This window comes from Sphaerospermopsis sp. LEGE 08334 (assembly GCF_015207205.1).
Taxonomy (GTDB): Bacteria; Cyanobacteriota; Cyanobacteriia; order Cyanobacteriales; family Nostocaceae; genus Sphaerospermopsis.
Genome location: NZ_JADEXH010000029.1, coordinates 13,341 through 35,323, shown reverse-complemented (window position 1 = coordinate 35,323; position 21,983 = coordinate 13,341). Strand labels below are relative to the sequence as shown.

Here is a 21,983-nt window from a genome sequence, read left to right as displayed (position 1 = left end):
TTACCTCGCCTTATTTGGAACTCCAGAAAATACAAATAGTTTTTCTTCTTTGGGTGTAGGTATATTTTCACCTAAATAACGATGAATCCCCACTCCCATATCTCCTGTTGCTGTGAGTTTAAAGTTAACTTCTTCAAATCCAAAATCGCGGAAGTATTTACGCACGGTTTCTGAATAAGCAATACCGTTAGAATGTCCACGAGTCCAAAGCACAAACGTGCCTTTTTTACTCAAAAAACTCAAGTTTCCTAATAAACGATTAAGTTCATTTTCATCAGCTAAATTGCCAAAAATACCACAAACAATGACAATATCTGCTGGTACTGCTCCTACATAATTATCAGCAGCAGTTGCATCATCATTGATAAACTCAATTTGTTTTGTTAGACCCAATGATTCTATAGTTGCGCGGCCACGTTCAACTAACTCAGGATTGATTTCTACCAATCTTGCATATACATCTTTAGTGCGGGGATGATTTGCTAATGTTCCTAATAAATCTCGTCCATCACCAGCGCAAGCACTAACTACCCGAATAGCCCCTGTTGGTGAGTTATCTAAACTATAGGAAATATATTCCCGCACGATTTCTAGCCGTTGCTGTAATTTGGCTTCAGTGTTGTAAAGCTCGTGCCATTCTAACCAATCTTTTGGCATAAAAGAAGATTCCCGATTGCTAAAAATTCAGATTTTGGAGAGTGTTTTTTATCACTCCTTTTTTAATTTACGGTAAACCTATCGAGAATTAGTAGATTAAGGATAAATACACAGTAACATATCAATTTACAGAAAATCAAGGGGTGTGGTCAAAAGTAGTGGTAATTGCTCCCCTTTCCAGCCATAATGTTCTTAAAAACGTTTAGCAGCCTGTTAAAATGATTCTTCCACACCAAAATCAGTTAAAGCTCGCTCGTCATCGCCATTCGCTATAAATGGAAGAAACAGCTTTTTCCCTTATACCCCTACACCCTTGTTTCTTGAAAATTTACGTAATATAGTAGATAAAAATGCAGTTTATTAATTAACCAATTAATTCGATATTTAGGATAATTATTCGCATAAAGTGCTAAAAAAGCATATTTTAAAGATTAGGTAATACCATAGGGATGAAAAAACATAACGCTTTAAACAATGTTGGTAAACTGACTGCTTTACTATGCTTACTCACCCTCTTATTTACGCCTTTTGTGATAATTAATGCTGGTGAACGTGGTGTATTAATGAAATTTGGTCATGTCCAAGAACAAATATTAGAAGAGGGAATTCACTTAATTATCCCTATTGTCAATACAGTTAAAAAAATTAGTGTCAGAATTCAAAAGCAGGAAAGATCGACTGAGGCTGCTTCTAAAGATTTACAGAATGTTTTTATTGATATAGCTCTTAATTGGCATATTATTCCAGATAAGTCCAACACGGTTTTCCAGCAAATAGGTGATATAACTACTGTTATTGAAAGCATTATTAATCCAGTAATTGAAGAGGTAGTAAAATCAGTCATTGCCCAATATACGGCTGAAGAAGTAATTACAAAACGCGCAAATATCAAAACAGAATTAGATCAGGCATTAAAAGCTAAATTAGGAGAATATAATATAGCTTTTAATGATATTTTTTTAGTTCAAATTCGCTTTTCTGATCAATTTAGAGCAGCAGTAGAGTTAAAACAAATTGCAGCACAAGAAGCAAAACAGGCTGAATTTACCGCCTTAAAAGCAGTAAAAGAAGCAGAAGCAAAAGTTAATCTAGCTAAGGGTGAAGCAGAAGCTCAGAGCTTACTCAGAAACATTTTGACACCTGAGTTAATACAAAGGCAAGCTATAGATAAATGGAATGGAAAGCTACCACTAATTATGGGTAAAGATAATCTGACTCTGGGTAATGTTCAGGAGTTAATTACATCTGAGGGAAATTAACAATGAGGAAATATTCAAGTAATTATATAAATCCTCAATCACCCATTGGTAAATAAAGTAGGAGTATCAATAATCTTCAATTGGATTAAAAGTAAAATCATTATTGTATACACAGTTGAAGAAACCAGGCTATTGAACAACTCTTTTTTCAAATTACGTTCTTTGTTTTCTTTTTGAAACATATCCACTGAACCAAATTGCATCAATAAGATGCCTATAATATTTGATAGCCAATAGCCAATAATAGTACAGGGAAAAAGTAATTTTGGTGATAATAAACTACATAAATACCCAAAAAAGTAGGCAATGGGCAAGTTGAATAATAAATCATTCCACCAACATAGGGGAGAAAGTAAATATCCCAACACTAGCAATATTCCACCCCTCAACTTCTTCCAAATGTTGATGCTGGACTGTGCTGGAGGGATGGTTAGGTTTTCGCAATTGACACTAGCTTCTGGACTTTTTGTTTCGAGGATGGTCATAAAAGTACATTAATTCTATCGGTTTACTGTAGTTTAACCCAGAAAAAGAGAAAATGTCCAGCATTGAGACAAATTAACCAGTACAAAACATTCTGATTTTTGATGATAAATATTAGTAAGTAGTCGGACAAAATTAAATTCACTTGTTGAGAGAGGGAACTCTTAACAGGGAACAGGGAACAGAAAAATCATTTGTGTGATTAATTCTGTCTCATTACTTACGGCCTCTCCCACTTTTCCAACATCCTTTAAATTTCGTAATACCAAATATCCTCCTGTCGGACTATAATCCGATTTAAAGAAAGTCTATCAATTAATCCTTCTTGTTCCAATTGTCCTAGTATACGAGTAACAGTTACACGGGTAGAACTGACCAGTGCGGCTAAATCTTCATGAGTCAGACGCATATCTATTAATCTTCCTTGTTCTACCTGTGAGCCAAACTTTTGTGATAACCATGCTAATAATTGAATCAGCATGGTTTCTACTTTTTTATGGCTGCGAATGATCATTAATTGTTCTGCTTGGTGGATGTGGTGGAGTAAAGTTTCTGTGAGTTGATGCCAATCATCCACAGGTAAAATACTCGCTTCTACTGTGGTTAAACATTCCATCTGATAGGGTTTCATTTTCGATATAACTTGACCCACTACATCCCCAGGACCCCATAATCCCAAAGCTACTGTGGTACCGTCTTCTAGATAAGAATAAGTCATCACAAATCCGCTTTTAATTTGCCAAAGAGCATTTTGTTGGACTGGCAATAGCGATCGCCTGGGGAAATGCTTTTGATGAATGTTCCTAGATGATTGAGTTAGACCAGTGTATAGTGGCATCAGCATCTATATTACAATTTCCCGATAGATTAACCGTAGTATATATTATTGGCTTCTAAAAAGCTATGTCTCATGGGTAATTTTTGACTACAAAAAAACGGTATAGGTTGATCATTGTGCGTTGTCCCTACAACGCTAAAATCCTCAATTTGCAATGCTTTGTGACTCAAATATTTGCTAGATTATATTTGTAGTATATTGTAAATCATACGAAAAATGAAGCAATTTTGAGAAATATATCTATAAACTACAGTAATCCGATAGAGTTATGCTATTTTATTGATGTAGGTGGGAAAATATCACATTTAACACTTAGAAGGTAACTGATTTCGTATAAACACCCCTAAACCTATCAATGTACAGTAGTATTATCAATACAGACTTGAATAGCCAAAGTTATGCCCTTCTGGATCTTTCTGCCAAAGTGGAATACGCGCTATTGGCATTGTTAGAACTGGCCATTCACCACGATAAGAAAATGCCTCTGACTATGAACGATATTGCTGCCAAGCAACCCATCCCAGAGCGTTATTTAGAGCAGATTCTCACTCAATTGCGACGTGCAGGCGTGGTACAAAGTCAGCGCGGTTCAAAAGGAGGTTTCCTTTTAGTACATGAACCTTGGCAGATTACTTTGCTAGAAATTGTTTCTTTGGTAGAAGGAGAACGCAAAGATAAAAAAAACTCTGAGATATCAACCATAGAAAAGACTTTGGTTTGGGAAATTTGGGAAAAAGCCAACAATGCTGCTATTGAAGTGCTGCACGGCTACACACTCCAAGATTTGTGTCAGGAAAGAGAAACTCGCGCTCAAAATAGTCCCATGTATTACATTTAGTTATCAAGAGGTATGGCGATGCGAATAGCAAAAAATATTACCGAGTTGGTTGGCAACACTCCGTTAGTACAATTAAACAAAATTCCTCAAACCTGGGGAGCATTGGCACGAATTGTTGTCAAACTAGAAAGTATGAATCCTGCGGCCTCCGTAAAAGATAGAATTGGCGTGAATATGATTCAAGCCGCAGAAGAACAAGGTTTAATTATTCCTGGTAAAACTACTTTAGTTGAACCCACTTCTGGTAACACAGGCATTGCTTTAGCGATGGTGGCTGCTGCTAAAGGCTACCGTCTAATTTTAACAATGCCAGATACCATGAGCCAAGAAAGAAGACTGATGTTAAGGGCTTATGGGGCGCAGTTGGAATTAACACCAGGGGTAGAGGGAATGCGGGGAGCGATCGCCAAAGCCACAGAAATTGTTGCCAGAACCCCTAATGCTTATATGTTGCAACAGTTTAGCAATACTGCCAACCCCCAAATTCATGCTCGTACTACGGCTGAAGAAATTTGGAATGATACAGATGGGGAAGTTGACATTCTGGTAGCTGGAGTAGGAACTGGAGGAACAATTACAGGAGTTTCCGAAGTAATTAAACAACGTAAACCCAGCTTTCAGGCGATCGCCGTTGAACCAGTCAATAGTCCGGTATTAGCAGGGGGAAAACCAGGACCACACAAAATACAAGGTATCGGACCCGGATTTATTCCTGCCATTTATCGTTCAGAACTGGTGGATGAAATCATTCAAGTCACAGATGAACAAGCAATTTCTTACAGTCGCCGTTTAGCAAAAGAAGAAGGGTTGCTATCAGGAATTTCTACTGGTGCTGCTTTATATGCAGCTTTACAAGTAGCCAAGCGTCCAGAAAATGAAGGCAAATTGATAGTTATGGTGCAGCCTAGCTTTGGTGAACGCTACCTTAGCACTCCGTTGTTTAAAGATCCAGAAGAAAGTGAATGGTTGACGCAAGTTTGAGTAAGTATTCAGCAGTCAGTAATCAGTAATCAGCTATTATCTAGAATTTATGAGCATCTTGAGTAAGGAATAAGGAATTGATTGTAGTATCAGTCTACCTTAAAAATCCTTTAAACTTAGTCTGATAAGCTGTTTTAGCTGACGGCTGAATGCTTACAAGTTTGAGACTTTACTCATTAGTCAATTTTTCTTCACTAAAACCAGCAAACAAACACAACTACCAAGGAGTTTAATCAGAGTAAAAGCCTGACTTTTCCAGACAATTAAAAACCCTAAACCCATCAGCACGAAAGGGACAAGAGAATTAACATATTTGGTTAAAAAATTGGCTATTTTCTTCTGGTGGGTTAACTTATATGCTGCGTAACACCAAACTGCCAATAGGAAAAAAAATAAAGCGATGATTACTAAAAAACTATATAAGCTTGTGCTAGAAAATAAAGGTATATAAATGCTAATATTATCACTGCCATTGGCAATAGTTACCATTGCGACTGTGTAAATTTGGGAGTTTAAAAAAATCCGATTTTTTGATGTTGTAGATAGTGTAATTTCTGGTGAAACTTCTGCCAATGAATCTGTTTCTTGATTCACAACAATACTGATTCCCATAGCGATAGGAATTAAACCTAATAAACCAATCAAATTTTCAGGTAGAATTAACCCACCAAATAAGCCTGGTAAACTGAGAATGACGAGAATAGTAAAACCTAAATACTGACCTATAACAATTTGCCAAGGGCGAAAATTATCATCTACCTGAGCGAAAAACACTAGCAAAATTACAATATCATCTATATTGGTGGCACTAAAAGCAACTACTCCTGTGATAATGGATGTTAATAAATCATTCATTCTGGATAATTTTCATTTTAGGATGACAAATATTGATATGTTTATAAACAGTATATTATAAAACTTGACCATGAATAGTCTAATTACTGCTTTTACTCAAGGCATCATTGCTTTTACAGCCACTAATATTGATGACATTATTATTCTGTTGCTTTTATTTTCGCAGATAGATAATAATTTTCGCCGTAGACATATTTTGATTGGTCAATTCCTTGGCTTTGCTGCCATTATTCTTCTCAGCTTACCAGGTTTTTTTGGTGGCTTAGTCATACAGCGAGAACTAATTGGATTATTAGGATTATTACCAATAGTAATTGGTATTAAACACTTATTAAATCGGGAAGAAGAAAATACAGAAGTTCAGACTGTCAATACTGATTTTATAGAGTCATCACATCCTAACCTGATATTCTCTTTCTTATTGAGTATTCTCCACTCAAATACTTATAAAGTTGCGGCTGTGACAGTTGCTAATGGTGGTGACAATATCAGTATTTACATACCCCTATTTGCTGGGCAGAATTTTGCCAGTTTAGGAATTATTTTGGCTGTTTTTTTGGGCATGATAGGGGTTTGGTGTGGTATTGCTTATTTATTAAGTCGTCAAGCTACTATTGGTTATATTTTAAGTCGTTATGGTAAGGCTATAGTCCCATTTGTGTTAATTGGTTTGGGGTTATTTATTATGTATGAACGAGGTACTTTTGACATGATTAAATCGGTAGCAGGTATTTTTTAATTTTTAATTTTTGATTTCTTAATCATGCGTGTGCGACTAATTTCCAACTTACCATCACCAAGATGCTATAAATAATAAATCTAAGTGGACGTTGTGGTGCTATTTGGCAAAGTTTAGCACCAATGAGAACTCCTGGAACTGAACCGATCCAAATTGGTAATACTAAATTCCAATTCACAGTTCCTAATGTTAGGTGTCCCAGGGATGTGAATATTAATAAAATTGCCGCTTGGGTAATATCTGTACCGACTAATTTACGTGGATCTAGACGGAAGAAGGCTATCAAAACTAAGGCAAACATAGAACCTGAAGAAACGCTTGTCATACCGACACAAAAGCCTAAAGCTGTGCCAAGAAGTACGGTAAGAAAACGTCCTTTATTAGTTTTGACATTTAATTTTGGCAGTTCGGGTAAATTGATTTTGGGAAAAAATGTCATTAACAACATTTGTATGAATGCTGTCAATGTCACTATCAAGATCATTACTCCTAATAGCCGAAGCAACAGGTTGTCTATGTTATTTTCTCCACTGCTTCTAAGGTGGTGTAAAACTCCTACACCCATTAATGAACCGGAAACGCTACCCATTGCCAGCCATTTGACTATTTCTAGATCAAGGGTTTTCTGTTGCCAGTGTTTCACTCCACCTACTACTTTCATTAAGGTGGCAGCTACAACATCAGAACTGATAGCAATAGAAGGTGGTACTTGAAAAACAAAAATCAACATGGGAGTAATCAAAGATGCACCGCCTATTCCTGTTAAACCGACGACAATGCCAATGAAAAAGCTGAAAACGGGTAGTAATAAGTAGTCCATATTCCTTTTGGTAGTGGGTTTTAGCTGTGATATGCAAGAGTTAAGGATAACTATAAACCTCGTGAGCAGACTGTCATAACTCCTAAAGGATGAGTTTTTCTGCTTGGTGAAAATGCAGGTGGTTATTTTTTCAATTTAACTAAATTACTTAATTCCGATTGACTTACCGTATTTTACGATCAAAATTGTCAAACGTCTAGAGTAAAGGTCTGTAAATTTATCTTTTTTCGTGATTATTTGTCCAAGGAAAGATAATTACAGGATCTCGAATATAGAAAAATACAAACTACAGTTGTGTGGGATTGTATTGCTATTCAATTAACTAAATAGTCAAATAAAAAATATGAGATGGCTAATTACTGACAACTAACCTTTTTCCTTTTCCCTATTCTTTTTTAAAATAGATAGTATAGATATTTAAACTCACCTAATATATCAATCAGACTTGTAGTGATGAATAAAGCAAGGATATTTGAGGAGAGACGCAAGTCACCGCTTACTTTTATCAGAAACCTGCTGCTTTCCCATTGGCGTTCTTTATTGCTGATGTTGATGGGTGTGTATTTACCTTTGCAGGTTGTAGAAATCCTAGCAGTGAAAATTTGGCAAAATGAAGGTGGGTTTCCTTGGGATGTGCCAATTTTGATGGCTATTCATTCTACAGCTAATCCCCAACTAGATATTATCGCTGTAGTGCTGACCAAGTGGGGATCATTCTGGACTGCGTTTCCTGTGTTGAGTGCGATCGCTATCCTCTTATTACGCAAACACAGATGGAGAACACTGGCTTATTTATTAATTACATCTGTAGGAAACTTGGTTATTAACCGCACCGCTAAAGAATTTATGCACCGCGTGCGTCCTCAATTGTGGCTATCAAAAGCACCTGAATTTGATTATGCTTTTCCCAGTGGTCATGCAATGACGAGTATGACATTGATTGCAATTTTACTTATTTTAACTTGGCATCGTCCCTGGCGGTGGCTAGTTCTGACTGTTGGTAGTTTGTACCTCTTAGCTATTGCTTGGACACGCCTATATTTGGGAGTGCATTTTCCCAGTGATATTCTTGCCGGTTGGATGGTTGCATTAGCTTGGGCTATTGGTGTTAGTTTAATTATCAAACCTAACTTGCATAGAGTCACCGTTGTTAATCGCAGCATAGAACCTGAAACTACTCTATTACCTGAAGAAAAATAGATTTTATATTAAGAAGTCAGGAGTCAGGAGAAGAAGTTAAGAGGTTTTCAGAATCATGGAACACCTGAAAAAGAGTTTGAGTTTTTATGTTGTCTAGTCTTATTTCTTGCATCTTCTCAACAATGACTAATGACTAATGACTAATGACTATTAAGCCTTTTTAGCAGGTGCGTTAGTAACTCTTGCATCTACAACTGCTTGGGAAACATTAGGAATAAACCAGTTAATTTCACCAGGTTTGAAGATTTGTGTTCCGCCTTGGTTAAATTCAATCGCACCTGTATCTGGGTTGGTTCTCAACACTAATTTAGTGCCATTAGCCACTTTGATGACAATACCACCAGTTAGTTCTTGGCTTTGTCCGTCTAACCCTAAAGCTGCAACTTTGACATCTACGGGAAAATAGATTCCTTTGCAATTCCATTTATTTTTTGTTGTCTGATTATCACCTAAAAAATATAATGCTGCTCCTTCGGAGTAATCATCTTCTTCTAAATTTGGTTCAGGTCCATATATGGCTAGAGTTTTACCTGTTTGATTACTACATTGTCCCCAATCAATCCCTGACTCAAAGGCCAATTTTTGTAATTCTAAATCACTGATGATTTGGTCTAGTTGCTCTAATGTATAGCCTTCGGGTGGGGTTTGTGTAGCTTGGGCAGTTTCTAATTGATTCAATTGTTTAGTTAGTGCTATGTAATCAGGATTTTTAGTATATCGTGGCGGATCTGCCAATGCAGATTCAGCAAAGAATAGACTGATACAGCATATTGCAATCATTAATATGTACTTCAGACTTTTCATGACGGTAATTCCTGGCTTGATAATATTGATTTTATGCCCATAAGCCGCAGTAGGAAGGACTTTGAGAAGATGTCAAAAAGCATATTTATGACACAGATAAATTTGCAAAGTCATAGATATTTCTACTGGTTGGATAATTGGCAATTTTAAATTACCATCCTCACTTCATATTGGCAACAATATCACTTTCAGTCTTATGATACACAGTGTATTATCTAAAATACGTATATATATATGCAATTTTTCTATTATTTTCAAGCTTTTTATTGATACCTATATTTAAATATCCCATAATCAATGCATGTATTTTTTTGTACTATGAAAAAATCAAATTTAACAAAATTTTTATACAAATAAATATCCTCAAATTCCGATGAACTTTTGAGGATTGATAAATTAAAAATAAAATCGCCAAAAATAATCTAAAAGACTTGCATAATAAAAATACATAGGGTAATATTTGTTTTGTCAAAGAAAACACAACTAAATAATAGTAATAATAGTAACTGTAATTAATAGAGATGGGGACTTATCTATAAGTACAGTTGCAGATTATTATAGATAGCTGTGTCAAGAACCTACAAATAATTGGTCTGGGGAGCAACGCGAAAATGTGAGATCGGGGTTAAATTCTCAATTACATAGCTTAATTCTCAATAAAATCCAGTTTTTCCATTGCGATCGCATCGTGAAATAGGCTATTTACGTAGCCGATTTCCGCACCTCACAAAATCGCGTTGCTCCCTTGGTCTGACTAACCTAAAAGGTATAACTAAAAATTAGCCATAGCCAAAATACAGACGAAGAATTGATCGCTGTCCAATCGGCTTACAAATATTCACGCAAAAAGGACGATTTGAAACTTTTATTAGCTTTTTATTAGCTGCCATCAGGTATTACTCAGACATAAGTCAAAATCTCTCCATTGCCTATCTACATATGTGTCATTTCACAATAGAAAAACATGAAAACGAGTCAAGAAATATCATCCCATCAAAGTATTCATGGATTAAAGCCAAATTGCCTTTCTTTCTCGGAAGTTTTAGCTCAATCCTTTGCCGTCATTGCACCAACAACTATACCAGCATCTAATATTGGTTTGATTGTGGCACTTTCAGGAAATGGTACTTGGCTCAGTTTTGTAATTGGGTTGATAGGGCTATTATTAGTCAGCATTAATATCAACCAATTCGCTAGTCGTTCCGCTTCTCCCGGTTCACTCTATTCCTACATCACCAAAGGTTTAGGACCAACAGCAGGTGTAATTTGCGGTTGGAGTTTAGTGCTGGCTTATTTATTTACTGGAATGTCAGTTCTTTGCGGCTTTGCGAATTTTAGTGGAATTTTTATTGGCCATTTAGGTATTCACCCTTCTAGCATTACACTTTTAGCTATTGGTGCAGGAATTTCCTGGTATGCAGCTTATAAAGATATTCAACTTTCAGCAGTAGCTATGCTCTTGTTAGAAGGTGCTTCTTTGGTTTTGATTGTAATTTTGTGCATAATTATCTGGGCGCAAAAAGGCTTTGCTGTGGATATGTCTCAGTTAACTTTATCTGGTGTGAATCCAGGTAATATAGCCACAGGTTTAGTATTAGTAATGTTTGGCTTTTCGGGTTTTGAAAGTGCTACTAGCTTGGGAGATGAAGCCAAAAAACCATTACGTACAATACCCAGAGCAGTAATGGGTAGTGTCATTCTTGCAGGTTTATTTTTTGTTTCCACTACTTATATAGAAGTTCTTGGTTTTAGTGGTACTGGAGTATCTATTGCTGAAACAGAAGAACCTCTGGGTTTTCTTTCCCAACAAGCTGGAGTGGGTTTTTTAGGAGAATTAGTAGGTTTAGGAGCTTTATTTAGTTTTTTTTCTTGTATTTTAGGCAGTATTAATCCTGCGGCTAGAGTAGCATTTTTAATGGCTCGTCATGGTTTATTTCATGCGTCTTTAGGTAATGCCCACTCAGCTAATAGAACGCCTCACGTTGCATTAACAATGTGTTCATTATTGACATTTTTGATCCCTGCGATAATGTCCTTCTTTCACATCAAACTCTTCGAGTGCATGGGTTATTTAGGATCTATTTGTAGTTATGGATTTTTAACTGTCTATATTCTAATTTCCGTTGCGGCTCCCGTCTATCTATACAAAATCAAAAAACTCCGTCCGATAGATGTGATGTTTTCCATTTTAGCGGTGGGTTTTATGATGATCCCCATTGTTGGTAGTGTAGGTATTCCTGGTAATAGCCTTTTCCCAGTTCCCGAAGCTCCTTACAATAATTTTCCCTACCTGTTCTTAATGTATCTTGTTGCCACTTGTGGTTGGTTTCTGATCAAAAAACAACGTTCTCCCCATCTAGTAATAGGAATGCAACAACGAGTTGAAGAAATTCATGCAAGTTTCACCGATAGAGATAACTATTAATGGCTGGTAATTGGTAATTGGTGATTGGTAATTGCCAAGAATCAACATTAATCAATCATCCATTTACTTCTAGTAATAATCCAAAATCTAAAATCCAAAATCCAAAATTCCTATGAGTGGACTAATAACTGCAATTAGCACGGGAGCCGCTGCTTTTAGTGCTACCAACATTGATGATTTAGTAATTCTGACTTTGTTTTTCTCACAAGTAAATGTGAAGTTTCGACGGTGGCATATTATTCTTGGTCAGTATGTAGGTTTTACAGCTTTAGTTCTGGCTAGTTTGCCTGGTTTTTTTGGTGGATTAATTCTGCCTCGTCCTTGGATTGGTTTGTTTGGTTTAGTACCAATTATCATTGCCATCAAAAGCTTACTAACTTCAGAAGTTGAAGAATCAGAAAATGTAGATACAGAAACAGAAGTCTCTCATCAATCACTGTTAGCCAAATTTTTTAATCTGCAAACTTACAGTGTTGCAGCTATTACTTTTGCTAATGGCACAGATAACATAAGTATTTACGTGCCGATATTTGCCAGCAGTAATTGGCAGAGTCTTTTGGTGATTTTGAGTGTTTTCTTTCTGTTGGTGGGAGTATTATGCTACATTGCATATAAGTTAACTCATAACCAAGCGATCGCTCATCTTTTCACTCAATATGGTCATCGTTTCATGCCCTATGTTTTGATCGGATTAGGTGCTTTTATCTTTCTTGATAGTAATAGCTTTAGTCTGATTAATTTTGGTAGATAATAAGTGACAGTAGCAATGGGGAAATGGGGAAATGGGTAGGAAAATATTTTTACTAATGACCGATAACTAATGACTAATGACTAATGACTAATAACTAATAACCAATAACCAAAGAGGAAAAAAAATTGAGCATATTAGCATTTTCTTTATTAGTTTGGCTGGGATCATTTAGTGCTGGCTTAGTGGGATCATTAACAGGTTTAGGTGGTGGAGTTGTCATAGTTCCTTTATTAACTTCCGTTTTTGGTGTTGATATTCGCTATGCCGTTGGTGCATCACTTGTATCAGTCATTGCAACATCTTTAGGTTCAGCTTCTACTTACATCAAAAAAGGCTTTGCTAATCTGCGGTTAGGAATGTTTCTGGAGGTATCCACAACCATTGGTGCAATTATTGGAGCTTTATTAGCTGCCTTTGTTTCTGTCAAATTCCTCACAATTATTCTGGCAGTTGTTCTGATTTATTCAGCATATTTGTCTCAAAGACCCAGACCAGAACATACAGAAATTGTTTCCACCGATACCCTAGCAGAATATCTCCAGCTAAATGGTACTTACCCAACTCCTAATGGTGTCATGCCTTATTATGTCAATTCTTTACCTGCTGGGTTTAGCATTATGTTAATAGCAGGAGTGCTTTCTGGTTTATTGGGTATTGGTTCGGGAGCATTCAAAGTGTTAGCAATGGATCAGGCCATGCGTCTCCCTTTTAAAGTTTCCACCACTACTAGCAATTTTATGATTGGTGTGACAGCCGCAACTTCTGCTGGTGTTTATTTAAGCCGGGGATATATAGATCCTGGGTTATCTATGCCTGTCATGTTAGGAGTTTTACCGGGTGCTTTTTTGGGAGCAAGAATTTTAATCGGTGCTAAAACCCAAACTTTAAGAATTATCTTCAGTCTTGTACTGGTGGTAATGGCATTAAAAATGGTTTACAACAGTTTAATAGGGGGTTTATAATTATGTATAAATTAAATTCTGGTTTCCGGTGGACTTGCTCAACACAAGCTGACACAGAAGTTGAACTCTCCACTTTTGAATCAGAGGAAAAAGATTCTGACATCCAACAACTAGAAGCACAGCGCCTCAATCATAAAGCACACATAAATCATAATGAAATTATTAGTAATCAAAAACTGACAAAATCAGCAAGTGAAAAACAATTAGAATATTTGCTCAGTAACCTTCTTAAATATGGAGTTTTAATTGCTAGTTCTATAGTATTATTCGGAGGTATATTGTACTTAATTCATCATGGCTCTGAACCTGCTGAATACCAAGTATTTCTAGGCACACCATCTGAGTTTCGCTCCCCAACAGGTGTAGTGACAGCGATTTTGGCAGGTAGCCGACGGGGAATTATTCAATTAGGGCTGTTAATACTAATTGCTATCCCTATTTTACGTGTGATCATTTCTTTCTTCACTTTTCTTTTACAGCGAAATTTTGTCTATGTCATCATTACATCATTAGTTCTTCTTAGCCTAACTTATAGCATATTTGGCGTATAATAATGAAATATGTCATCAAAAATCAAGTTTGTTTATTACCTAATACAATAATTAGGTTTTGCTGAATAAATGTAAAACCCAGATATATCAAAGGTTACAGGCTGATAAAGAGGAAAAAAGTGCAAGGGGTTTGAAGGGTATATTGGAAAAAGTGTGCATTTTTTGGGATTTCGAGAGATGGCAAAGAAATTTTCAAATCTCCTCCTGACTCCTGACTCCTATGCCCTCACGGAAAGACTTTCTCAGCAAGCCCTAATTAGGGTTTGCTGAATAAACTGAAAACCACGATGAATAAAGAGTTTGAGGGTGATCACAAAGAAAATAGGTGCAAGGTTTTGGAAACTATGAGTAGGAAAACCTTGCACTTTGTTGGTTTTTACCTCGTTTCCAAATACAAAAAACTCCTTGATATCCTTGAACTCCTGACTCCTTGAAATCCTTAATCTTCAAAGAAAGACTTTTTCAGCAAACCCTAATTAATTTTTATTCTTGTTGATTCCTGATCAGCAAATTGCAAATCAATACGGCAGGCGGCGATTCCTCCCACCCATTGAAGATATGGGCTTCCTCGCCGTCTTCTGTGAAGTGAGGATCTAGTTTTGTATTTTTTTTACAAACCCCGGTTAAGGTGCTGGATTAGGATAACGAGTATGAATTGCATCTATTTCTGCAAAAATCTCTTTATCCAAAACCACATTGACACTGTCTATATTTTCTTGCAATTGTGCCAAAGTTGTTGCACCAATAATTGTACTTTTCACAAACCAGCGACTTTTGACAAAGGCGATCGCTAATTGGGCAGGTGTGAGATTATATTTTTTAGCAACCTCAACGTAAGCTACCACAGCTTCTTGTACATTGGGCTTTAAATAACGTTGTCCAAAACCTGGAAACAGAGATATTCTCGTATTTTCTAATTGTTGATTTTCTATGTATTTACCAGTTAAAAACCCAAACCCAAGAGGACTGTAAGCCAATAAACCCACATCTGTATAACGAGAAACTTCAGCTAAACCTGATTCAAAATTACGATTGAGTAAATTATAAGCATTTTGAGTTGTCAAAACTTTAGGTAATCCCAAATCATTAGCAATGCGAACAAACTCACTTACCCCCCAAGGCGTTTCATTGCTTAAACCTAAATAGCGAATCTTCCCCGCTTTAATCACATCAGCAAAAGCCTGTAACTGTTCCGCAATAGGCACAGTTTCCCTTTCTAATTCTGGATTATAACTTGTTTGTCCAAAAGTAGGAACATAACGATCAGGCCAATGAATTTGATACAAATCTATATAATCAGTTTGTAATCTCTGCAAACTATCATTTACTGCCTGTGTAATATTCTCACGGTCAACTTTATTATTTCCACCTCTCAACCAGGAAAAAGGACGACCGGGACCTGCAATTTTAGTCGCAACTATTAGTTTATCTCGTTGCTGTTTCTTTAACCATTCCCCAATATAAGCCTCAGTTTTTCCTTGGGTTTCACCACGAGGGGGGACTGGATACATTTCCGCAGTATCTAAGAAATTTATCCCTTGGGCAACAGCATAGTCAAGTTGTTGATGCGCCTCCTCAATAGTATTTTGATGTCCATAGGTCATCGTTCCCAAGCAAATTTCTGAAACCTTGAGGTCGCTTGCACCAAGTTGGTTGTATTTCATAATGTTTGAATAATGCTCCTTAATTCCATTTTGCTACAAAAACTAAAAATATGGCTATCTTCTGAAACTACACTAAGTCTACTGATTTGTCGGAGTTAATAGTTTAAAACTTATCCTATCATACCCAAACGAGATAGACAACCCTTTGTAGCAATTAATTTAAAATTCTAAAAAATGTATCCATCAATACTCACATTTTAGTTTTTTTATGAAATAGTGCTACTTATCAATCATTAACTACAGTATCTCGACCAAATTACCGTATATTATTTTTATACATAAGGTAATTATGTCATTACTCTAGGTTTTCATGTCATTAAGAATACAAAACTAACCCAGATAGACCTACAAGAAAGTTCTATCTGAGAAGTTCGATTTTTTCCTGTGATTCAGTGTGAAATTCCATGTAATTTCGTATCGGCTCTAATTCTGTGTGTGTGTGGGGTTATCAACCAAAATGAAAAAAACTGCTTGGAATTTATTGCTTACTTTACCAATGTCTATATTCCTGTTAGTCTTAGCAGCTAGTACAAAATCTTTTGCTAGTGAAAGAGGAAAAGAAAAGGAGACGACAGGTAAAGAGACCTTATCAACTGTCAGCATAAATATCCCTGACTCTGAAAAAGTTACTCAAAAAGTTACTCAAATAATTGCCCAAAAAGAACCTAACCCAGAACTTTCCTATTCATCTGATGAGTTTCAAGATAGTGAGTCACAACTGACATCGGTATCCCAGCTTTCAGATGTCCAACCAACTGACTGGGCATTTCAAGCTTTGCAATCTTTAGTAGAACGTTATGGTTGTATTGCTGGTTATCCAGATAGTAAATTTAAAGGTAATCGTGCCTTGAGTCGCTATGAATTTACAGCAGGTTTAAACGCTTGCTTAGATCAAGTCAACAAACTTATTGCCTCATCTACATCTGATTTAGCGGTGAAAACAGATTTAGAAAGTATACAGCGATTAACTGAAGAATTTAGTACCGAACTTGCTCAATTACGCGGAAGACTAGATAACTTAGAAGCAAGAACAGCAGAAATAGAAGCCAATCAGTTTTCGACAACAACTACACTGAGCGGTCAGGCTCAGTTCGTGCTGGGAGGTGTTTTAGCGGGCAATAACGTGATCACCAAAAAACCAGCACCTAATATTATCACATTTCAAAATGCAGTTCAATTAGCATTAAACACAAGTTTTACTGGTAAAGATCAACTGCGATTAGTCCTTTCAGGTGGAAATATTGAATCTTTGGGACAAACTAGGACTGGCCTTCTTGGAACATTTGATGGCAGAACCGCCGATAATCGTAGACCTGATCCTGCTCAACCCAATCAGATTTTTGTTAGTGGTATTCGTTATCGTTTTCCTGTTGGTAAAAAGACGCAATTTAATATTTTTGCTCAGTCAGATGGAGCTAATGAAATAGGTTTAAGTGGACCAACTAACCCCTTTGAAGGCTCTTTCACTAATGGGATAACACGATTTTCCCGACGCAATATGGTCTATAACTATGGAGATACAGGACCAGGAATTGCTATTCTCCATAATCTCAGTGACCAGTGGCAATTAGGAGCATCCTATAGTGCGCCTAATGGTAATAACCCCTTACCTAATAATGGTTTATTTACAGGCAGATATGTGGCTTTTGGACAATTAACCTACTTTAGCCGCGATAAAAATTTTCGCGTGGGGTTGAGTTATGCTAATACCTACAGTCCACCAGGTGCAATTGGTCAAGGGGGAACAAACTTTGGACCTGCTGCTGGTAGTAACTTAGCAAATAGTACCGTACCTGGTGCGGGAACCGTGGGAAATCTCTATGGACTTGGGGCATTATACAGACTAAATCCAAAGTTAACCGCTAATGCTTTTGTAGGCTATTCAGCCCATCGTTATCTAGGGAATGGAGATGGTCAAGTCTGGAACTGGGGAGCAGGAATAACATTTCCCGATTTGGGTAAAAAAGGTAGCTTAGGCGCTATTTTTGTGGGTCAAGCACCAACACTGACTCGTTTAAGTTCAAATGTAGATTTAGGAGCAGGTAAGGGTCAAGCAGACAAAGATACTTCACTGCACATTGAGGGATGGTATAAATATAAACTCACTGATAATATTGAGATTACACCTGGATTTATTTGGGTGACAGCACCAGATTCAGATGCCAGCAATCCTGCTAGTATAGTTGGTTGGCTGCGTACTACCTTCAGGTTTTAACCTAGTACAATACCTCTGATAATATAGCGCAAGCCATATCAAGATTTACATGATTTGAGGATTGGCAGGATTCCGTATTTATTAAAAGTCTTTAATCCTGTTAATCCTTTAATCCTGGACATCCTGATTCAGACATTTTCATTCTTTGCTATCATTATTTTTCCGAAAGTTAAAAGTTATGACTAACCTAACTCAATTACTAAATTGCAGGTATGGTAATGATAAATTTAATCCAGATATTCCTTGGAGTGACACATTAGCAACTCTGTTATCCCATCGTTCTATTCGCGCCTATTTACCTGATGCTTTACCCCCAGGAACTTTAGAAGTTTTAATCGCTGCTGCTCAATCTGCTTCTACTTCCTCCAATCTTCAAACATGGAGTGTAGTAGCAGTTGAAGATGCAAATCGTAAAGAAGAATTATCAAAACTAGCTAATAATCAAGCACATATTCGTCAATGTCCTTTATTTTTAGTATGGTTAGCAGATTTAGCCAGACTAACTTACATTGCCGAAAGTCGTGGACTACCATATCAAGGTTTAGATTATTTAGAAATGTTTTTGATGGCGGCTATAGATGCAGCCTTAGCAGCGCAAAATGCAGTAGTCGCCGCAGAATCTCTGGGATTAGGAACTGTGTATATCGGTGCATTACGAAATAAACCACAAGAGGTAGCCCAAATCTTGAATTTACCTCCTCATGTAGTTGCTGTTTTTGGTTTGTGTGTGGGCTATACAGATCCCGTTGTCAATGTGGCAATTAAACCACGTTTACCACAATCTGTAGTTTTACATCGAGAAACATATAACCTGGCAGAACAAGAGCAAGGAATATCAGAATATAACCAAATCATGGAAAATTTTTACAATTCACAACATATCAATATTCCTGGTGATTGGTCGGAACATTCTAGTAAAAGAGTAGCATCGGCTGAATCTTTATCTGGTCGTCATAGGTTAAAGGAAATTCTGAATAATTTGGGGTTTGAATTACGATAATTATAGCAGAATTCAAGAGTCAGGAGTGAAAGCCGCTTGATGTTAAAGTCTTGATTTTCAGTTTAGGGAACTCCAAAAAATAAATTATACGAATTACTGTCATCAAAACGACTTTTCCTCCCCCTGCTCCCTGCTCCTCTGCTATCAAAACGATGGGATATTTTTTTTGGAAGTCCCTTAGACCTCAGTCCTATGATCAGAATTTGTTAACGAATATTCAAAAATAAATTTTTCTTATTGTTTGATGTAAGCAATTAATCTATTAATTGCAAAAATTTTGTATGGAATAAATCCTCATAACTTAGTGGGGATTTTTTTATGTCTATTTTTCATATTTTTTCTCAAAGATGCTTGCAATTTTTATCTAATTGTGCAACACTAAAATAAAGCTACGGTATTCCTACCGACTTACAGTAGATTAAACCAAACAACACAGAAACAAGCATATTGGCAGTAATGCCAGAGGCTTGTTTACTAAAGCTTTTTGTCCAGAGATACGATAATCAACCTCATAAAAGAGAGGAATTGCTGTCAATCTTGCATATTTCCTAAAGCCTGAGCATAAATATAGCTGTAGCCATTCAGATTAGGACATTACTGAACATTAATAGCAGTGTGTTTCACCTCCTGTCTTCTGCTATATGTTGATTTTCTAAGGATTTCGGCTCAGAAAACTGTTACATAAGCATTGCTGATTTTTATTTGACAGCTTTACTCCCACTAACAAGTAAACAATCTAAAAGTAAGAGGTTTTGAACATGACTAATAAAGGAATGCAATTAAATCTTGAAGGACTGATCAAATCTTTTGGCAACAAAACTGTTTTAAAAGGAATTGATTTGGAGATTCAGCCAGGAGAATTCGTGGCTATTGTTGGTCGGAGTGGCTGTGGTAAAAGTACAATGTTACGTCTAGTGGCTGGGCTAGATGCGCCCAGTGATGGCCATGTTTTGTTAAACGGCAAATATAGTGATAAACCTATTAATCCAGCCGTTCGGATGATGTTTCAGGATTCTCGTTTGTTACCTTGGCAGCGAGTTTTGGCAAATGTAGAATTAGGTTTAATAGGTGCTAATTCCAAAGTTTATGCTCGGCAAACAGCTTTACAAGTGCTGCGTGAGGTAGGGTTAGAAGACCGCGCCCACGAATGGCCTTCTGTCCTTTCCGGTGGACAAAGACAACGGGTGGCTTTAGCCAGGGCATTGGCAAGTAAACCTTCTTTATTGTTGCTAGATGAACCTTTGGGGGCGTTGGATGCCCTAACTAGAATTGAAATGCAACAATTATTAGAACGTTTGTGGCGAGAACAAGGGTTTACAGCACTGTTAATTACCCATGATGTAGAAGAAGCTGTGGTATTAGCAGACCGGGTAGTTTTAATTGAAGATGGTCAAATTAGTATGGATGTGAAAATTGATCTCCCACGTCCACGGGCTAGAGGAGATGCAAAGTTTGCTAAGACAGTGGAGAAGATTTTAAACCGAGTTATGGGTCAACCAGAACATCAACATCAACAGCCAGAAGTAGAATACGTTTTTAGTTCTGTTAGTTCTGCGATCGCCTAAATGCCCACAACTTTACTCGCAACTTTACTCTACAGGACTCTGTATACCCATAAATTGGTTAATTAATCAATAACTAGCAACTTTCATCTAGTATTACTCAGTTTTCTTCTCAGTCAGTGGCAGTTAGTTTTTCTCGCACCTATACGGGGTGGGTGTTCCTTTCCCACCTCACTTTCTTAACTTAAATAGCTGACAAATTTTTGACCTAATCAATAATAAAAGGTAGTTTAATAATGCCAAATTGGAAAGATAAAATTGAATCATGGAAACACCGACGGATTACTCGTCGTCATGCCTTATTTGCCTTTGGTTATAGTTTAGTTCTATCAACTACACTATTTAGTTGCAATAGTCCGCAAAAAAATAATTCAGAGACAAATAATACAGCATCTAATACAACTAATACATCCACCTCTGGGAATAGTTCTACCTCTACCCAAAAAGTAGTGAGGATAGTTCGTTCTAAACAACTTACTGCCTTAGCAGTTCTAGAAAAACAAGGTACTCTGGAAAAACGCTTAGAACCTCTAGGTTATAAAGTTGAATGGCCTGAATTTGCCGCAGGTCCACAACAATTAGAAGCTTTAAATGCAGGTGGACTCGATATTGCTTCCACTGCTGAATCACCTCCTATTTTTTCCCAAGCTGCTGGCGCACCTCTCGTTTATTTAGCTGCTAATTCTTCAGATGGTCAATCAGTTTCTCTTTTAGTTCCAGTTAATTCACCTGCTAAAAGTGTCAAGGATTTAAAAGGTAAAAAAATTGCTTTTCAAAAAGCATCAATTGGGCATTATTTGACAGTTAGAGCCGTAGAAAAAGAAGGTTTAAAACTAACTGATATTGAGTCTGTTTTCCTAGCACCTCCAGATGCTAATGCAGCCTTTAGTCAAGGTAAAGTTGATGCTTGGTTTATTTGGGAGCCATTCGTTACCAGAAATGTGCAGAACAAAGTTGGTCGTGTATTGATAGATGGTAGTAATGGTTTAAGAGATACTAATAATTTTATTTCCACAAACCGTAAATTCTATCAAGAAAATCCTCAAGTGATTAAAATCTTTTTGGAAGAATTACAAAAAGCACAGGTTTGGTCTAGGAACAATCCCAAAGAAATTGCTCAATTGTTAGCTCCTGTGACTCAACTTGATCCACCAACATTAGAAAAAATGCACAGCAAATATGATTTTGCATTAGTGCCTATTACCGATGCAGTGATCAACAAGCAACAAGAAGTTGCAGATAAATGGTACAGTTTGGGACTAATACCCAAGAAAGTTAATGTTAAAGATGGGTTTTTAACACCGGAACAATATGCAGAAATTACTCCCAAAGAAGTGTTAGCTAGTAAGTAATAATGGGTCTGATTTAGTATTTCGCTT

General features: G+C 36.8%; 20 protein-coding genes. 13 read left to right on the top strand and 7 right to left on the bottom strand.

What is annotated here, in order from left to right; all coding sequences use genetic code 11:
- Positions 1-657: a class I SAM-dependent methyltransferase family protein gene (locus IQ237_RS16675; protein ID WP_194057082.1), complete on the bottom strand. Its 657-nt coding sequence runs from the start codon at positions 655-657 to the stop codon at positions 1-3.
- A 449-nt stretch (positions 658-1,106) separates the two neighbouring features.
- On the opposite strand from IQ237_RS16675, the gene IQ237_RS16670 reads away from it, so the two are divergent.
- A complete protein-coding gene (locus IQ237_RS16670; protein WP_194057080.1) occupies positions 1,107-1,916 on the top strand; it encodes a prohibitin family protein in 810 nt (269 codons plus the stop codon).
- Between the two features lie 38 nt (positions 1,917-1,954).
- Here IQ237_RS16670 and IQ237_RS16665 read toward each other — a convergent pair whose 3' ends face one another.
- Positions 1,955-2,401 (bottom strand): hypothetical protein, encoded by a 447-nt coding sequence (locus tag IQ237_RS16665; protein ID WP_194057078.1) that lies wholly within the window; start codon positions 2,399-2,401, stop codon positions 1,955-1,957.
- 248 nt (positions 2,402-2,649) lie between these two features.
- Complete coding sequence (locus IQ237_RS16660; RefSeq protein WP_194057076.1) at positions 2,650-3,237, bottom strand: Crp/Fnr family transcriptional regulator; 588 nt, start codon at positions 3,235-3,237, stop codon at positions 2,650-2,652.
- Positions 3,238-3,592: 355 nt separating this feature from the next.
- On the opposite strand from IQ237_RS16660, the gene IQ237_RS16655 reads away from it, so the two are divergent.
- Both IQ237_RS16655 and cysK read left to right on the top strand, forming a co-directional pair.
- Positions 3,593-4,075: an Rrf2 family transcriptional regulator gene (locus IQ237_RS16655; RefSeq protein ID WP_194057075.1), complete on the top strand. Its 483-nt coding sequence runs from the start codon at positions 3,593-3,595 to the stop codon at positions 4,073-4,075.
- A gap of 18 nt (positions 4,076-4,093) precedes the next feature.
- Complete coding sequence (gene cysK / locus IQ237_RS16650; RefSeq protein WP_194057073.1) at positions 4,094-5,056, top strand: cysteine synthase A; 963 nt, start codon at positions 4,094-4,096, stop codon at positions 5,054-5,056.
- A gap of 180 nt (positions 5,057-5,236) precedes the next feature.
- Here the strand turns inward: cysK and IQ237_RS16645 are convergent, their stop codons facing one another.
- Complete coding sequence (locus tag IQ237_RS16645) at positions 5,237-5,911, bottom strand: cadmium resistance transporter (RefSeq protein WP_194057071.1); 675 nt, start codon at positions 5,909-5,911, stop codon at positions 5,237-5,239.
- Positions 5,912-5,981: 70 nt separating this feature from the next.
- Between IQ237_RS16645 and IQ237_RS16640 the strand changes: the two genes are divergently transcribed.
- Positions 5,982-6,650, top strand: a complete 669-nt coding sequence (locus tag IQ237_RS16640; protein WP_194057069.1) for a cadmium resistance transporter — start codon at positions 5,982-5,984, stop codon at positions 6,648-6,650.
- Between the two features lie 22 nt (positions 6,651-6,672).
- Here IQ237_RS16640 and IQ237_RS16635 read toward each other — a convergent pair whose 3' ends face one another.
- Positions 6,673-7,470, bottom strand: a complete 798-nt coding sequence (locus IQ237_RS16635) for a sulfite exporter TauE/SafE family protein (RefSeq protein ID WP_194057067.1) — start codon at positions 7,468-7,470, stop codon at positions 6,673-6,675.
- A gap of 453 nt (positions 7,471-7,923) precedes the next feature.
- Here IQ237_RS16635 and IQ237_RS16630 point away from each other — a divergent pair, with 453 nt between their 5' ends.
- Positions 7,924-8,670, top strand: coding sequence for a phosphatase PAP2 family protein (locus IQ237_RS16630; protein ID WP_194057065.1), 747 nt, complete (start codon positions 7,924-7,926; stop codon positions 8,668-8,670).
- Positions 8,671-8,820: 150 nt separating this feature from the next.
- On the opposite strand, the gene IQ237_RS16625 is transcribed toward IQ237_RS16630, so the two are convergent.
- Positions 8,821-9,474, bottom strand: coding sequence for a hypothetical protein (locus IQ237_RS16625; protein WP_194057064.1), 654 nt, complete (start codon positions 9,472-9,474; stop codon positions 8,821-8,823).
- Between the two features lie 964 nt (positions 9,475-10,438).
- Between IQ237_RS16625 and IQ237_RS16620 the strand changes: the two genes are divergently transcribed.
- The 4 genes from IQ237_RS16620 to IQ237_RS16605 all read left to right on the top strand — a co-directional run bounded on the left by IQ237_RS16620 (position 10,439) and on the right by IQ237_RS16605 (position 14,163).
- Positions 10,439-11,899, top strand: a complete 1,461-nt coding sequence (locus tag IQ237_RS16620) for an APC family permease (protein WP_194057062.1) — start codon at positions 10,439-10,441, stop codon at positions 11,897-11,899.
- Between the two features lie 112 nt (positions 11,900-12,011).
- Positions 12,012-12,650: a cadmium resistance transporter gene (locus IQ237_RS16615; protein WP_194057060.1), complete on the top strand. Its 639-nt coding sequence runs from the start codon at positions 12,012-12,014 to the stop codon at positions 12,648-12,650.
- 125 nt (positions 12,651-12,775) lie between these two features.
- On the top strand, positions 12,776-13,612 hold the full coding sequence (locus IQ237_RS16610) for a sulfite exporter TauE/SafE family protein (RefSeq protein ID WP_194057058.1): 837 nt from the start codon (positions 12,776-12,778) through the stop codon (positions 13,610-13,612).
- 2 nt (positions 13,613-13,614) lie between these two features.
- On the top strand, positions 13,615-14,163 hold the full coding sequence (locus IQ237_RS16605; protein WP_194057056.1) for a DUF1634 domain-containing protein: 549 nt from the start codon (positions 13,615-13,617) through the stop codon (positions 14,161-14,163).
- A gap of 623 nt (positions 14,164-14,786) precedes the next feature.
- Here IQ237_RS16605 and IQ237_RS16600 read toward each other — a convergent pair.
- A complete protein-coding gene (locus IQ237_RS16600) occupies positions 14,787-15,827 on the bottom strand; it encodes an NADP(H)-dependent aldo-keto reductase (RefSeq protein WP_194057054.1) in 1,041 nt (346 codons plus the stop codon).
- 457 nt (positions 15,828-16,284) lie between these two features.
- Here IQ237_RS16600 and IQ237_RS16595 point away from each other — a divergent pair, with 457 nt between their 5' ends.
- The 4 genes from IQ237_RS16595 to IQ237_RS16580 all read left to right on the top strand — a co-directional run bounded on the left by IQ237_RS16595 (position 16,285) and on the right by IQ237_RS16580 (position 21,956).
- Positions 16,285-18,042 carry an iron uptake porin gene (locus IQ237_RS16595; protein WP_194057052.1) on the top strand — a complete coding sequence of 586 codons (1,758 nt, stop codon included), beginning with the start codon at positions 16,285-16,287 and terminating at the stop codon, positions 18,040-18,042.
- 178 nt (positions 18,043-18,220) lie between these two features.
- The gene (locus IQ237_RS16590; protein ID WP_194057050.1) at positions 18,221-19,042 is read left to right on the top strand and encodes an NADPH-dependent oxidoreductase; all 822 of its coding nucleotides are present in this window, start codon (positions 18,221-18,223) and stop codon (positions 19,040-19,042) included.
- Between the two features lie 758 nt (positions 19,043-19,800).
- On the top strand, positions 19,801-20,607 hold the full coding sequence (locus IQ237_RS16585) for an ATP-binding cassette domain-containing protein (protein WP_194057048.1): 807 nt from the start codon (positions 19,801-19,803) through the stop codon (positions 20,605-20,607).
- A gap of 233 nt (positions 20,608-20,840) precedes the next feature.
- On the top strand, positions 20,841-21,956 hold the full coding sequence (locus tag IQ237_RS16580; RefSeq protein WP_194057046.1) for an aliphatic sulfonate ABC transporter substrate-binding protein: 1,116 nt from the start codon (positions 20,841-20,843) through the stop codon (positions 21,954-21,956).
- Positions 21,957-21,983: the final 27 nt, after the last annotated feature.

Bases quoted from the DNA above. Each gene is read 5' to 3' on its own strand.
- IQ237_RS16580 (WP_194057046.1), top strand. From the start codon at position 20,841: ATGCCAAATTGGAAAGATAAAATTGAATCATGGAAACACCGACGGATT.
- IQ237_RS16615 (WP_194057060.1), top strand. From the start codon at position 12,012: ATGAGTGGACTAATAACTGCAATTAGCACGGGAGCCGCTGCTTTTAGT.
- IQ237_RS16655 (WP_194057075.1), top strand. From the start codon at position 3,593: ATGTACAGTAGTATTATCAATACAGACTTGAATAGCCAAAGTTATGCC.
- IQ237_RS16675 (WP_194057082.1), bottom strand. From the start codon at position 657: ATGCCAAAAGATTGGTTAGAATGGCACGAGCTTTACAACACTGAAGCC.
- cysK (WP_194057073.1), top strand. From the start codon at position 4,094: ATGCGAATAGCAAAAAATATTACCGAGTTGGTTGGCAACACTCCGTTA.
- IQ237_RS16595 (WP_194057052.1), top strand. From the start codon at position 16,285: ATGAAAAAAACTGCTTGGAATTTATTGCTTACTTTACCAATGTCTATA.
- IQ237_RS16665 (WP_194057078.1), bottom strand. From the start codon at position 2,401: ATGACCATCCTCGAAACAAAAAGTCCAGAAGCTAGTGTCAATTGCGAA.
- IQ237_RS16645 (WP_194057071.1), bottom strand. From the start codon at position 5,911: ATGAATGATTTATTAACATCCATTATCACAGGAGTAGTTGCTTTTAGT.
- IQ237_RS16635 (WP_194057067.1), bottom strand. From the start codon at position 7,470: ATGGACTACTTATTACTACCCGTTTTCAGCTTTTTCATTGGCATTGTC.
- IQ237_RS16630 (WP_194057065.1), top strand. From the start codon at position 7,924: ATGAATAAAGCAAGGATATTTGAGGAGAGACGCAAGTCACCGCTTACT.
- IQ237_RS16670 (WP_194057080.1), top strand. From the start codon at position 1,107: ATGAAAAAACATAACGCTTTAAACAATGTTGGTAAACTGACTGCTTTA.
- IQ237_RS16590 (WP_194057050.1), top strand. From the start codon at position 18,221: ATGACTAACCTAACTCAATTACTAAATTGCAGGTATGGTAATGATAAA.
- IQ237_RS16620 (WP_194057062.1), top strand. From the start codon at position 10,439: ATGAAAACGAGTCAAGAAATATCATCCCATCAAAGTATTCATGGATTA.
- IQ237_RS16585 (WP_194057048.1), top strand. From the start codon at position 19,801: ATGACTAATAAAGGAATGCAATTAAATCTTGAAGGACTGATCAAATCT.
- IQ237_RS16660 (WP_194057076.1), bottom strand. From the start codon at position 3,237: ATGCCACTATACACTGGTCTAACTCAATCATCTAGGAACATTCATCAA.
- IQ237_RS16605 (WP_194057056.1), top strand. From the start codon at position 13,615: ATGTATAAATTAAATTCTGGTTTCCGGTGGACTTGCTCAACACAAGCT.
- IQ237_RS16625 (WP_194057064.1), bottom strand. From the start codon at position 9,474: ATGAAAAGTCTGAAGTACATATTAATGATTGCAATATGCTGTATCAGT.
- IQ237_RS16600 (WP_194057054.1), bottom strand. From the start codon at position 15,827: ATGAAATACAACCAACTTGGTGCAAGCGACCTCAAGGTTTCAGAAATT.
- IQ237_RS16640 (WP_194057069.1), top strand. From the start codon at position 5,982: ATGAATAGTCTAATTACTGCTTTTACTCAAGGCATCATTGCTTTTACA.